The organism is Shinella sp. SUS2 (assembly GCF_001262505.1).
Lineage (GTDB): Bacteria > Pseudomonadota > Alphaproteobacteria > Rhizobiales > Rhizobiaceae > Shinella.
This window is the reverse complement of sequence record NZ_KQ410743.1, coordinates 23,437-36,650: the sequence shown is the minus strand read 5'-3', so window position 1 is coordinate 36,650 and position 13,214 is coordinate 23,437. Positions and strand designations below refer to the sequence as shown.

Annotated in this window: 9 protein-coding genes; 7 read left to right on the top strand and 2 right to left on the bottom strand. The window is 63.0% G+C overall.

Annotation, left to right across the window (positions count from 1 at the left end):
• The first annotated feature begins 4 nt into the window (after nt 1-4).
• From tilS to serA, 7 genes are all read left to right on the top strand, one after another.
• Nucleotides 5-1,291 (top strand): tRNA lysidine(34) synthetase TilS, encoded by a 1,287-nt coding sequence (gene tilS, locus AKG11_RS26955; protein WP_050746144.1) that lies wholly within the window; start codon nt 5-7, stop codon nt 1,289-1,291.
• 200 nt (nt 1,292-1,491) lie between these two features.
• A complete protein-coding gene (gene ftsH / locus AKG11_RS26950) occupies nt 1,492-3,414 on the top strand; it encodes an ATP-dependent zinc metalloprotease FtsH (RefSeq protein ID WP_023516766.1) in 1,923 nt (640 codons plus the stop codon).
• A 340-nt stretch (nt 3,415-3,754) separates the two neighbouring features.
• On the top strand, nt 3,755-5,107 hold the full coding sequence (glmM, locus tag AKG11_RS26945) for a phosphoglucosamine mutase (RefSeq protein WP_023517025.1): 1,353 nt from the start codon (nt 3,755-3,757) through the stop codon (nt 5,105-5,107).
• 262 nt (nt 5,108-5,369) lie between these two features.
• Complete coding sequence (locus AKG11_RS26940; RefSeq protein WP_023513693.1) at nt 5,370-6,203, top strand: outer membrane protein; 834 nt, start codon at nt 5,370-5,372, stop codon at nt 6,201-6,203.
• A gap of 206 nt (nt 6,204-6,409) precedes the next feature.
• Nucleotides 6,410-7,243: an outer membrane protein gene (locus tag AKG11_RS26935; protein WP_050746143.1), complete on the top strand. Its 834-nt coding sequence runs from the start codon at nt 6,410-6,412 to the stop codon at nt 7,241-7,243.
• A 177-nt stretch (nt 7,244-7,420) separates the two neighbouring features.
• Nucleotides 7,421-8,602: a phosphoserine transaminase gene (locus AKG11_RS26930; protein ID WP_050746142.1), complete on the top strand. Its 1,182-nt coding sequence runs from the start codon at nt 7,421-7,423 to the stop codon at nt 8,600-8,602.
• 80 nt (nt 8,603-8,682) lie between these two features.
• The gene (gene serA / locus AKG11_RS26925) at nt 8,683-10,278 is read left to right on the top strand and encodes a phosphoglycerate dehydrogenase (protein WP_050746141.1); all 1,596 of its coding nucleotides are present in this window, start codon (nt 8,683-8,685) and stop codon (nt 10,276-10,278) included.
• A gap of 78 nt (nt 10,279-10,356) precedes the next feature.
• Here the strand turns inward: serA and AKG11_RS26920 are convergent, their stop codons facing one another.
• Together AKG11_RS26920 and AKG11_RS26915 are read right to left on the bottom strand one after the other, a co-directional pair.
• Nucleotides 10,357-12,168, bottom strand: coding sequence for a methyl-accepting chemotaxis protein (locus tag AKG11_RS26920; protein WP_050746140.1), 1,812 nt, complete (start codon nt 12,166-12,168; stop codon nt 10,357-10,359).
• A gap of 135 nt (nt 12,169-12,303) precedes the next feature.
• Nucleotides 12,304-13,197 carry a DMT family transporter gene (locus AKG11_RS26915; RefSeq protein ID WP_050746139.1) on the bottom strand — a complete coding sequence of 298 codons (894 nt, stop codon included), beginning with the start codon at nt 13,195-13,197 and terminating at the stop codon, nt 12,304-12,306.
• Between the last annotated feature and the right edge of the window lie 17 nt (nt 13,198-13,214).

Genomic DNA, 13,214 nt, shown 5'->3' with positions numbered 1-13,214 from the left:
CGCCATGGCCCGCGCGGACGATCCCGTCGTCGAGGTAGCCAGCCGTTTTCTGAACAGTTTCAAACGCCCTGCGCATCTGCTCGTCGCCATATCCGGTGGCAGCGATTCAACCGGATTGCTCGTGGCCCTCGCCACGCTTTGCGCGACCGGGCGCTTTCCCGGCATCACCCTTTCCGCCTGCACGATCGACCACGACCTGCGCCCCGGCTCGGCTGAGGAGGCTGCTTGGGTCGGCGCACTCTGCGCGCGCTACGGTATTGGGCACAGCGTTCGCCGTTGGGAGGGAGGAAAGCCGCATTCTGGCTTGCAGGCTGCGGCCCGCGCCAAGCGCTACGACCTTCTTGCTGCTGCTGCCGTGGACATGGGAGCCGATGCCATCCTTGCGGCGCACACGCGCGACGATCAGAGCGAGACCGTGGCGATGCGTGCCGCGCGATCTGCGGAGGGGATCGGCCTTTCCGGGATGGCGGATGCCGTTCTGTTGAACGGTGCGGTCTGGCTGCTGCGGCCGTTCCTCGCCCTCGACCGGGCGGCCGTCCGTGCTTTCCTTGCGGCGCGCGGCGAAAGCTGGCGTGACGATCCGAGCAACGACAATCCTCGTTTCGAGCGCGTCCGTATCCGGGCGCGCGGCGTTCTGCCCGATCACGCGGGCAAGGACAGGGCGCTGCTTTCCCGGCAGGCCGCAATCTTCCTCACCGGAAACGCCCGGGCGGAAGGCGCCGCTTTTGTGCTGGAATCGGCGGCGATCGGCACGCTCCTCACCGATGCGGGCGCCTGGCGCGGCCTCCTGCTGTTGGCGGCAGTGGCGGGTGGGCGGGTTCATACTCTTGAAACGGCATCGGCCGAGCGCCTGCGAAGCTTCCTTGCCAGCGGCACACTGTCGCGGCTGACCGCCGGCCGCGTTGTCTTCGATCGCCGGCGCGATGGTCTTTTCCTCTATCGCGAATGCCGGGGCATCGAGACCCTTGTCCTTCCGGCGGGAGCGACGGCCGTCTGGGATGGGCGATACCGTGTCGTCAACCGCGCCAGCCGGGCGATCACCGTGTCGGCTTTCGGCAGCGGGGCAGGTCGAGGGGATGATGCGGGATTGACCGGCGCTGCCCTGCGCGCCAGCCGCGCCGCGCCGCGCCTGAAATTCGAGGACGGAGCGCGCGTGCCGGCGGATCTCGCCATTCTGGGGCCGCTGGTCGCGCCCCATGTCCGTTTCCTGCCGCGTTTCGACCTTCCGCTTGCCAATGCATTGGCAGGAATTCTCGGGTCTGTGCCGTTTTCGTCTCCGCCGAACGAATGAAGGCGCGCACGAAAGCGTTGTGGTAAGATAGAGGCAATGTCGATGGCGGCCGGCTGTAGGGCCGTGCGCGTCGTTGACGATATTGAGAGAAAAGCCCTGACCCTGTGCGCTTTGCCTTGGCAAGGCCGCAAGGCGACCCTATGTTAGGCGACAGAGAAGCGGCCGGGAAACTCCGGCCGGGAAAGTGCCCGGAACGTTCGATGAATCCCAATTTCCGCAACTTCGCCCTGTGGGCGATTATCGCCCTTTTGCTGATCGCGCTGTTCAGCATGTTCCAGACGAGCCCGGCGCAGACCGGCTCGCGGGAAATCCCCTATTCGCAGTTCCTCAAAGAGGTGGACTCGAGCCGGGTGAAGGAAGTCGTCATCACCGGTGAAAAGATCGTCGGCAGCTATGTCGAGACTGGCGCGACCTTCCAGACCTATGCGCCGACCGGCGACAACTCGCTCGTCCAGCGACTTGAAGCGAAGAACGTCGTCGTCAGCGCACGGCCGGAAACGGACGGTTCGTCCGGGTTCCTCAGCTATATCGGCACGCTGCTGCCCATGTTGCTGATCCTCGGCGTCTGGCTGTTCTTCATGCGCCAGATGCAGGGCGGCTCGCGCGGCGCGATGGGTTTCGGCAAGTCCAAGGCGAAGCTTCTGACCGAAGCGCACGGCCGCGTCACCTTCGCTGACGTCGCCGGCGTCGACGAAGCCAAGCAGGATCTTGAGGAAATCGTCGAATTCCTGCGCGATCCGCAGAAGTTCCAGCGCCTTGGCGGCCGCATTCCGCGCGGCGTGCTGCTCGTCGGCCCGCCCGGCACCGGCAAGACGCTGCTGGCGCGCTCCGTCGCGGGTGAGGCCAATGTGCCGTTCTTCACCATTTCCGGTTCGGACTTCGTCGAGATGTTCGTCGGCGTCGGCGCAAGCCGCGTGCGCGACATGTTCGAGCAGGCCAAGAAGAACGCGCCCTGCATCATCTTCATCGACGAAATTGACGCTGTCGGTCGTCACCGTGGCGCGGGTCTCGGCGGCGGCAATGACGAACGCGAGCAGACGCTGAACCAGCTCCTGGTCGAGATGGACGGCTTCGAGGCCAATGAAGGCATCATCCTGATCGCCGCGACCAACCGTCCCGACGTTCTCGACCCGGCGCTGCTGCGTCCCGGCCGTTTCGACCGTCAGGTCGTGGTGCCGAACCCTGATATCGTCGGCCGCGAGCGCATCCTGAAGGTGCATGTGCGCAACGTGCCACTCGCCCCGAATGTCGATCTCAAGGTTCTCGCCCGTGGTACGCCCGGCTTCTCCGGTGCCGACCTCATGAACCTCGTCAACGAAGCTGCCCTGATGGCCGCGCGCCGCAACAAGCGCCTCGTCACCATGCAGGAGTTCGAGGACGCCAAGGACAAGATCATGATGGGCGCCGAGCGCCGCTCTTCGGCGATGACCGAGGCGGAAAAGAAGCTCACCGCCTACCACGAGGCCGGCCACGCCATCGTCGCGCTCAAGGTGCCGCTCGCCGATCCCCTGCACAAGGCGACGATCATTCCGCGCGGCCGTGCGCTCGGCATGGTCATGCAGCTTCCCGAGGGCGATCGCTACTCGATGAGCTACAAGTGGATGGTCTCGCGCCTTGCCATCATGATGGGCGGCCGGGTTGCCGAAGAAATCACCTTCGGCAAGGATAACATCACCTCTGGTGCTTCTTCGGATATCGAGCAGGCGACGAAGCTGGCCCGCGCGATGGTCACCCAGTGGGGCTTCTCCGACCAGCTCGGCCAGGTCGCCTATGGCGAGAACCAGCAGGAGGTCTTCCTCGGTCATTCGGTTGCGCAGCAGAAGAACGTCTCCGAGGCGACGGCGCAGAAGATCGACAACGAGATCCGCCGCCTGATCGACGAGGCCTACACCGAGGCCAAGCGCATCATCACCGAGCAGAACCACGAATTCGTGGCGCTGGCCGAAGGCCTGCTCGAATACGAGACGCTGACGGGTGACGAGATCAAGGCGCTTATCCGCGGCGAGAAGCCGGCGCGCGATCTTGGCGACGACACGCCGCCGCACCGTGGCTCCGCCGTACCGAAGGCCGGCCACAAGAAGGGCGGCGAGGCGGAAGGCGGGCTTGAACCGCAGCCGCAATAAAGACAGCGCCCAACGGAGTTGAAAACGGCCGGGAAGTCTATCCCGGCCGTTTTCCTTTGGTAACGGACTGTAATGAATTCTGATATTCGGGTGGCTGTCCTTTGCCGGCTTTTGTGGCAAAGAAAGGTGATAGCTCTACGCCGTTTTAAGGATTGGATTACCGCGCGGATTTATCGTTACCTTCTGCCCTGAAATGGGTGTGCGGGTGCGGCAGATTGAATGCGAAAGCCGTTCCGGAAAACGTGCGCAGCGGTTTTGTGTCCGGAATTGCGTAGAGACAAAAAGCCAGAGCAGGGCGTAGCGCAAAGCGCCGCCCAGGCCGGCGATTTCAGGAGTGAACATGAAACGTCGTTATTTCGGCACGGACGGTATCCGGGGACAATCCAACATCTTCCCGATGACGCCCGACCTTGCCATGCGGGTCGGCATCGCCGTTGGCACGATCTTTCGCCGCGGCGCGCATCGCCACCGGGTGGTGATCGGCAAGGACACGCGCCTTTCCGGCTACATGCTGGAAAACGCCATGGTCGCCGGCTTCACCGCCGCCGGTATCGATGCCTTCATCCTCGGCCCGATCCCGACGCCTGCCGTTGCCATGCTCACGCGCTCGCTGCGCGCCGATATCGGCGTGATGATCTCCGCCTCGCACAACCCGTTCTACGACAACGGCATCAAGCTCTTCGGTCCCGACGGCTACAAGCTCTCCGACGAGATCGAGATGGAGATCGAGGAGCTGCTCGACAAGGACATCACGGCGCAGCTCGCCAAATCCGCCGAGATCGGCCGGGCAAAGCGTATCGATGGTGTGCATGACCGCTACATCGAGCATGCCAAGCGCACGCTGCCGCGCGACACGACGTTGAAGGGCCTGCGCGTTGCGATCGACTGCGCCAACGGCGCCGCCTACCGCGTTGCGCCAGCTGCCCTCTGGGAACTCGGCGCCGACGTCGTGACGATCGGCAATGAGCCCGACGGCCTCAACATCAATCTCGACTGCGGCTCCACCCATCCCGAAACCCTGCAGCGCAAGGTGCACGAGGTGCGCGCCGATATCGGCATCGCGCTCGACGGCGATGCCGACCGCGTGCAGGTCATCGACGAGAACGGCAAGATCATCGACGGCGACCAGCTGATGGCCGCTATTGCCGAAAGCTGGGCGGCGGACGGCATGTTGCGTGGTGGCGGCATTGTCGCGACCGTCATGTCCAATCTCGGCCTCGAACGTTTCCTCACCGGCCAGGGCCTCAGCCTCCAGCGCACCAAGGTCGGCGACCGCTATGTCGTCGAGCACATGCGCCAGCACGACTACAATGTCGGCGGCGAACAGTCCGGCCACATCGTGCTGTCGGATTTCGGTACGACGGGCGACGGCCTCGTCGCCGCCCTCCAGGTGCTCGCCTGCGTCAAGCGCAGCGGCAAGACGGTCAGCGAGGTGTGCAACCGCTTCGAGCCGGTGCCGCAGGTGCTGAAAAACGTGCGGATCAAGGCCGGTCAGCCGCTGGAGGACGCCACCGTTCGCCAGGCGATCGCTGACGCAGAAAGCGAACTTGCCCGCAATGGCCGCCTCCTCATCCGCCCCTCCGGCACCGAGCCGCTGATCCGCGTGATGGCGGAAGGTGACGACCGGGCGCAGGTGGAGCGCATCGTCGACGAGCTGGTGGACGTGATCGGCGCGGTACGCAACGCTGCCTGAGCCGCTCCGCCGCGCATTTCTTGAATGGGCCGAAGCATTGCTTCGGCCTTTTCTTTTTCCGGTAAGTCATGGGGGCGGTTCCTGCGAAAATCCTTCGATTTTTATTTGTTGTTTACCGAATTCATGAACGGCCATTAACAAATACGGTAAATGTTTGTAGTTAATCGCCCCTTAACCTTTCCTCGCCATTATCCATGCCTGATCGAGGGACTTGGAATCCGGCGCGCCGGCCAACCCAAGCAAAGCCTATTGGAGCAAGGCCATGAGGAAAGTTTTGAGTGGCGTGGTTGCCGTCCTGCTGACGGGCACGTCGGGTTATGCGGCCGACATCTACCAGCCGGAGGTCATCGAAGCGCCGGTGCAGGAAACCGTCATCGAGACGGGCGGCTGGTATCTGCGCGGTGATATGGGCTGGTCCTACAACAAGATGCGCGGGGCCAACTTCTATCAGGGCTCGAACGATACCTATCGCAGCTTCGATTCCACGCGCCTGAAGAGCGGCTTTACCATAGGCGGTGGTGTCGGTTACCAGATCAACGACCACTTCCGCACGGACGTGACGCTCGACTACATGTTCAAGTCCAAGTTCAAGGGCTCGACGACGGGCGGTTGCGGCGTTGCGGTGAACTGCACCTCGACCGACGTCTCCTCGCTGACGGCCCTCAGCCTCCTCGCCAACGCCTATGTCGACATCGGCACCTACGGTATCGTGACGCCCTATGTCGGCGCGGGTATCGGCGGCACCTATGTGAACTGGAAGGGCCTCAAGAACACCTCGTGCGAAACGGGCGACCCGACCAACTGCGACCCGAGCTTCGATCACCGTGGCCGGAAGAGCTGGCGCTTCACCTACGCGCTGATGGCCGGCGCATCCGTCGATGTCACCTGCAACCTGAAGGCAGACGTCGGCTACCGCTTCCGCCACGTCACCAAGGGCGACATGTTCGGCTTCAATGCCGGCGGCGGCCCGGGCTACGACAAGGGCTTCTACAGCCACGAAGCGCGTGCGGGTCTGCGCTACTCCTTCAACGGTTGCGACCAGCAGGCCTATATCCCGCCGGTCGAAATCCCGATCGAACAGCCGGTTTACAAGTAAACCCGTTCTTTCGACTGCCCTGCAAGGCCGCCCTCCGGGCGGCCTTTCGCATTTCGGAACGTGCTGTGGATCCCGGTACTTAACCGTTTCTTCATGCCTTAAGATTTATGGTTAACCAACGGTGTAGGGCAGCGATCTCCTAAGGATGCGTGGTCGTGCGCCCATCACGCAACCGCCGGCCTGTCCGGCCTTGAGGGATCGAGACCATGTTCCGCCGCATTGCACCGCTTGGTATTGCCGTTCTTGCCGGCCTCGTCGCGACGAGTGCGGCAGCGAGCGATCTCGACATCATCAATGCGCCGGAAATCGATGTTTCCGGCAGCACGGTGGCCGAGGGCTGGTACATCCGCGGCGACCTCGGTTATTCCGGCTGGGTCAAGCACGACAAGCCGAACTACCGGATCGACGCCTTCGGTGCGGCCTTCGCGGAAGGCGATTTCGACAATGCCCGCTTCTCGAAGCCCGTGTCCTATGGCGTGGGCATGGGTTACCAGTTCAACAACTTCCTGCGCGCCGACCTGACGACGGATTTCTTCAACGGCTCGCTGCGCGGCAGCTCGAGCCTCGATTCGCCCTGCATCACCGCCCCGGCGGGCACGACCTGCCGTCTCGGCCAGAAGGCGGATTACAGCGCGGCCAACTTCCTCGCCAACGGCTATGTGGATCTCGGAACCTATGCCGGCATAACGCCCTATGTCGGCGCGGGTGCGGGCGTGACCTACATGAAATGGGACAGCTTCCGGACCAACGCGAACTGCCGGAACGACACGGGATCCTGCGCGGGCGCAACCTTCGACGAGATCCGCGTGAAGGGCGACGACAGCTGGCGCTTCACCTATGCGCTGATGGCGGGCGCCGCCATCGATCTCACCGAACGCGTCAAGCTGGATCTCGGTTACCGCTTCTCCGACATGGCGGGCGGCAAGGCCTTCGGCGGCAGTGCTGACGTGCCCGGTGTCGGCACCGTCAGCGTCAAGGGACGTGACGAGGGGTTCCAGAAGCACGAATTCCGTGCCGGTATCCGCGTCTCCACCTGGTAAGCGACCTCTTCTGTCTTGTGCAACGGCGCGTCGAGAAACCGGCGCGCCGTTTCCTTTGCGCCGGATCATTTTTCGTTTCCGACATATTCCGCTTGACTTGAGAGCGGCTCTTCCATATTCACGGCGGCGGGACACCCTTCCCCAACGAAGGGCTATCTATCTGGAAGGATAGCGATCATGACGAAGACCGTCACACCGCCGGACGTGCGTCCGAACAATACCCATTTCTCTTCTGGCCCTTGCTCGAAGCGCCCCAACTGGTCGCTCGACGCGCTTTCCGATGCTCCGCTCGGTCGTTCGCACCGCGCCAAGATCGGCAAGACCAAGCTCAAGCAGGCCATCGACCTTACCCGTGAAATCCTGGAAGTGCCTGATGATTATCGCATCGGCATCGTGCCGGCCTCCGATACCGGCGCCGTCGAGATGGCGCTGTGGTCGCTGCTCGGCCCGCGCGGCGTTGACATGGTCGCCTGGGAAAGCTTCGGTTCGGGCTGGGTCTCGGATGTCGCGAAGGAGCTGAAGCTTCCCGACACGCGCAAGATTACGGCCGACTACGGCTTGCTTCCCGACCTTTCCACGATCGATTTCGACCGTGACGTGGTCTTTACCTGGAACGGCACCACCTCGGGCGTCCGCGTCCCGAACGCCGACTTCATCCCGGCCGATCGCCAGGGCCTCACCATTTGCGACGCGACCTCGGCCGCCTTCGCGCAGAACCTCGACTTTGCGAAGCTCGACGTCGTCACCTTCTCCTGGCAGAAGGTTCTGGGCGGCGAGGGCGCGCATGGCGTCATCATCCTGTCGCCCCGCGCTGTCGAGCGTCTCGAAAGCTACACGCCGGCCTGGCCGATGCCGAAGATCTTCCGCATGACCAAGGGCGGCAAGATCATCGAGGGCATCTTCCAGGGCGAGACGATCAACACGCCCTCCATGCTCTGCGTCGAGGACTATATCGATGCGCTCCTCTGGGCAAAGCAGGTCGGCGGACTCAAGGGCCTGATGGCCCGCGCCGACGCCAATGCCAAGGTCATCTTCGACTTCGTCGAGAAGAACGACTGGATCGCCAACCTCGCCAAGGAACCGGCGACGCGCTCCAACACCTCGGTCTGCCTGACGATTGCCGACAAGGACGTGCTGGCGCTCGACGCTGATGCACAGGCCGCTTTCGCCAAGGGTTTCGTCGCCCTACTCGACAAGGAAGGTGTCGCCTACGACATCGGCGCCTACCGCGACGCTCCGTCGGGACTGCGAATCTGGACCGGTGCGACCATCGACACGGCTGACCTTGCGGCGCTGATGCCCTGGTTGACCTGGGCTTTCGAGACCCAGAAGGCGACGCTGGCCAAGGCTGCGGCCTGATTTTTTCGCGACCGGCTTCGTCCCCTGGGCGAAGCCACCTTTGATCTCATCTCCCTAGACTCAATTGAAGGAGGCCTCTCATGGCACCTCGCGTACTCGTATCCGACGAACTGTCGGAAACCGCCGTCCAGATCTTTCGCGATCGCGGCGTAGACGTCGATTTCCAGCCGCAGCTCGGCAAGGACAAGGACAAGCTCGCCGAAATCATCGGCAACTATGACGGCCTCGCCATCCGCTCCGCCACCAAGGCGACGGAAAAGCTGATCGCTGCTGCTGCCAACCTCAAGGTCATCGGCCGCGCCGGCATCGGCGTCGACAATGTCGATATCCCGGCCGCCTCGCGCCGCGGCATCATCGTCATGAACACGCCCTTCGGCAACTCGATCACCACGGCGGAACACGCGATCGCCCTGATGTTCGCCGTGGCCCGCCAGCTTCCCGCCGCCGACGCCTCCACGCAGGCCGGCAAGTGGGAGAAGTCGAAGTTCATGGGTGTCGAGATCACCGGCAAGACGCTCGGCGTCATCGGTGCCGGCAATATCGGCTCGATCGTCTGCTCGCGCGCCATCGGCCTCAAGATGCACGTCATCGCCTATGACCCGTTCCTCTCCAAGGAGCGCGCCGAGGAGATGGGTGTGAAGAAGGTCGAGCTCGACGAGCTCTTCGCCGAAGCCGATTTCATCACCATGCACGTGCCGCTGACGGACAAGACCCGCAACATCATCGACGCGGCGGCGATCGCCAAGATGAAGGATGGCGTGCGCATCGTGAACTGCGCCCGCGGCGGCCTCGTCGTAGAGGCTGATCTTGCCGAAGCGCTAAAGTCCGGCAAGGTCGCCGGCGCCGGCTTCGACGTCTTCGAGGTCGAGCCTGCCAAGGAAAGCCCGCTCTTCGGCCTGCCGAACGTCGTCTGCACGCCGCATCTCGGCGCTTCCACCACGGAAGCGCAGGAGAACGTCGCCCTGCAGGTCGCCGAGCAGATGTCGGATTACCTGGTGCGCGGTGCTGTCTCCAACGCCATCAACATGCCGTCGATCACCGCTGAGGAAGCACCGATCCTGAAGCCGTTCATCCGGCTTGCCGACGTGCTCGGCGCTTTCGTCGGCCAGGTCACGGAAAGCGCGATCAAGGAAATCGAGATCCTCTACGACGGCGCGACGGCTTCGATGAACACCAAGGCGCTGACCAGCGCGGTGCTTGCCGGTCTCATCCGCTCGCAGGTCGCCGACGTCAACATGGTCTCCGCGCCGATCATGATCAAGGAAAAGGGCATCATCCTCTCCGAGGTCAAGCGCGACAAGTCGGGCGTTTTCGACGGTTATATCCGTCTGACGGTGACGACGGCCAACCAGACCCGCTCGATCGCCGGCACGGTCTTCTCCGACGGCAAGCCGCGCTTCATTCAGATCAAGGGCATCAACCTCGACGCCGATGTGGGCAACCACATGGTCTACATCACCAACACCGACGTTCCCGGCATGATCGGCTTCATCGGCACCACGCTGGGCGAAGGCGGCGTCAACATCGCCAACTTCCAGCTCGGCCGTGACAAGCAGGGCGGTGACGCCATCGCGCTGCTCTATGTCGATGCCGCCGTTTCCGAAGACGTGATGAACAAGCTTCGCGCCAACCCGGCGATCCGCCAGGTCAAGTCGCTGGTCTTCAACGTCGACTGATCGTCGTCCTCCCAAGACGAACAGAAAGGCCCGCCGGATGTCTCCGGCGGGCCTTTTCGTTGAGGTGTGCTGCGGCGGTCAGGCAGCGCGGCGCATCTCGCCGCGGCCGGAGCCGACCAGCTGGAAGTGGGCGATGCGGCTGGCGAGCTGGCCGCTTTCCTGCGCCAGCGTCTGGCTGGCGGCCGAGGTTTCTTCAACCATCGCAGCGTTTTGCTGGGTCATCTGGTCCATCTGGTTGACGGCGGTGTTGATTTCCCGAAGGCCGACGGCCTGTTCCTGCGCGGCGGTCGCGATGGCGACGATGCGCTCGTTGATATCGTTGACACGGCGTTCGATATCGGCGAGCGAACTGCCGGTTTCCTCGACGAGGTTGACGCCGGCCGAGACCTCCGTCGTGGAGGCGTTGATCAGCGTCTTGATCTCCTTGGCTGCATTGGCTGAACGCTGGGCGAGCTCGCGCACTTCCTGGGCGACGACGGCAAAGCCCTTGCCGGCTTCGCCCGCACGGGCCGCTTCCACGCCGGCGTTGAGCGCGAGCAGATTCGTCTGGAAGGCAATGTCGTCGATGACCCCGATGATCTCGCCGATCTTGGAAGAAGAGTGCTCGATGCGGCCCATCGCGTCGATCGCGTTGCGCACGACTTCGCTCGACTTTGCGGCGCCGGCGCGGGCTTCGGAAACCATGCGCTTGGCTTCCTCTGCGCGCGCGGTGGAGTTCTGCACGGCGGCGGTGATCTCGTCGAGTGCGGCGGCGGTCTCCTCCAGCGAGGCGGCCTGCTGTTCGGTGCGCTGTGACAGGTCGTTGGCTGCGCGGCTGATCTCGCCCGCACTGCCGTTTACCACGGCTGTGGATTCCGCGATGGCCGCGATGGTCGATTTCAGGGCATCGGTGGCACCGTTGAAGTCACGGCGGAGCTTCTCATAGTCGCGGCCAAGGTCCGGCACATCGACGGTGAGATCACCTTGGGCGAGGCGTTCCAGTGCGGAGCCGATGGTTTCGACGACACGCGACTGGCTGCGGGCGACGGCCGCCTGGTGCTCCTCGTTAGCACTGCGCTCACCGTCGAGCAGACCCTGCTGCTCGCGCTGGCGGATTTCCAGCTCGTTGCGCTCGATGACGGAGTTGCGCAGCAGCACGAGTGCATCGGCCATGTTGCCGATCTCGTCCTTGCGGTCGGTATCCGGCACGGTGGAGTGCGTTTGATTGCGCGAGACTTCGAGCATCACGTCCTTCAGGCGGTTGATTGGACGGCTGATCGAGCGGCCGATGGCGAGTGCGGCGAGAAGCGTTGCAGCGCCGGCAAGCAACGTGATGGCGATCGTCGTCGTCAGCGACGCAGAATACTTCGCGGCAAGGTCGTCGGCATAGACGCCGGTGCCGATACCCCAGCCCCAGGGCTTGAAGCCCTGGATATAGGAGAACTTCTCGACCGGTTCACTCTGGCCCGGCTTGTCCCAATAGTAGTCGACGAAGCCGCTGCCGGGGTTCTGGGCAAGCTGGATCAACTCGATGTTGAAGGCCTTGCCGTGCGTGTCCTTCAGCCCGCGCACATCCGTGCCGATCAGCTTGGCGTTCAGCGGATGCGCCACCATCATGCCGTCGAAGGAGTTGATGAAGAAATAGCCGCCTTCGCCGAAGCGCATGGCCATGACATCGGCGATGGCGCGCGTCTTGGCTTCCTCTTCGGAAAGCGCGCCGTCCTTGGCGAGCTTCTCATAGGAGGCGATGACGGAGATGGCGGATTCCGTGACGTTGCGCAGCATCTGGCGGCGCTCGTCGTTCACCTCCTCGTTGGCGGCCTGTGTCTTGTAGATCATGGCGGTAGCCATGAAGAACAGCGCCATGGCGGTGAGTAGATAGATGCGGGTGGAAATGCGGATGTTTTTCACGACTTAAAACTCGAATAGATCCATGTTGACGGTGAGTGCAACATTAAAAATCTAAACAAGATTTAAGTGACGGCCCCAGTTTTAGGGATGAACGTCCTGCGATTACAGGTTCTTACAGGTCATTTCTAGCGTCTGTCAGGTCTTCTTCTCTTTCGGTCGCCCCCATTCGGCTATCGCGATTCCGCCGAGCACGAGAAGAAGTGCGACGACATGGAACATGTGCATGGTTTCGCCGACAAGGGCCACGGACAGAATCGTGCCGAAGACCGGGATGGCATTGATGAAGAGGCCGGCCCGGTTGGCGCCGATCATCTCCACGCCGCGTACATAGAGCACCTGCGAGAGCAGGGAAGGAAAGATGCCGGCATAGAGCACGATGGCCCAGCCGGTCGTATCCGGGAAGATGGCGGCGCCGCGCGATACTTCCCAGAAGAAGAGTGGAATGGCACTGAGCAGCGCGCCGAAGGCCGGGGCGGCGATGAAGCTCTGCCAGTGCATCTCCGGTTTCCAGCGCAGCGAGACCGTATAGGCGGCGTAGACGATGCAGGCACCGAGCATCAATGCATCGCCGAAGTTGAATTCGAGTTCCGCCAAAGTCGAGAAATCGCCATGAGAGGCTGTTACCAGAACGCCGACCAGCGTGACGGTGAAGCCGAGGACCTGCGCGATCGAGGCCTGGATGCGGAAGAGCGCGAAGTTGAAGACGAAGATCAGCATGGGGATGCCGGCCTGCTCGATGACGGCATTGATGGCGCTGGTATAACCGAGCGCCGTATAGAGCAGAGCGTTGAAGGCGGTGAAGCCCAGGGCACCGTAGAGCAGCAGCTGTAGCCAGTGCCTGCGGATCGCCGGCCAGTCACGTTTCACCTGCGGCAGCATGAGGATCAGGATGATGCTCAGTGCGACGATCCAGCGGAAGGTGGTCAGCACCATCGGACTGACATGGCCGACGGCAAGCTTGCCGGCCACCGAGTTCGCGCCCCAGAAAAGCGAGGTGATGCACAGGTAGAAATAGGCTCTGCTGTTCAAGGCAACTGGGTCCGGTG

Coding starts and splice junctions, on each gene's coding strand:
- tilS (WP_050746144.1), top strand. CDS start 5: ATGGCCCGCGCGGACGATCCCGTCGTCGAGGTAGCCAGCCGTTTTCTG.
- ftsH (WP_023516766.1), top strand. CDS start 1,492: ATGAATCCCAATTTCCGCAACTTCGCCCTGTGGGCGATTATCGCCCTT.
- glmM (WP_023517025.1), top strand. CDS start 3,755: ATGAAACGTCGTTATTTCGGCACGGACGGTATCCGGGGACAATCCAAC.
- AKG11_RS26940 (WP_023513693.1), top strand. CDS start 5,370: ATGAGGAAAGTTTTGAGTGGCGTGGTTGCCGTCCTGCTGACGGGCACG.
- AKG11_RS26935 (WP_050746143.1), top strand. CDS start 6,410: ATGTTCCGCCGCATTGCACCGCTTGGTATTGCCGTTCTTGCCGGCCTC.
- AKG11_RS26930 (WP_050746142.1), top strand. CDS start 7,421: ATGACGAAGACCGTCACACCGCCGGACGTGCGTCCGAACAATACCCAT.
- serA (WP_050746141.1), top strand. CDS start 8,683: ATGGCACCTCGCGTACTCGTATCCGACGAACTGTCGGAAACCGCCGTC.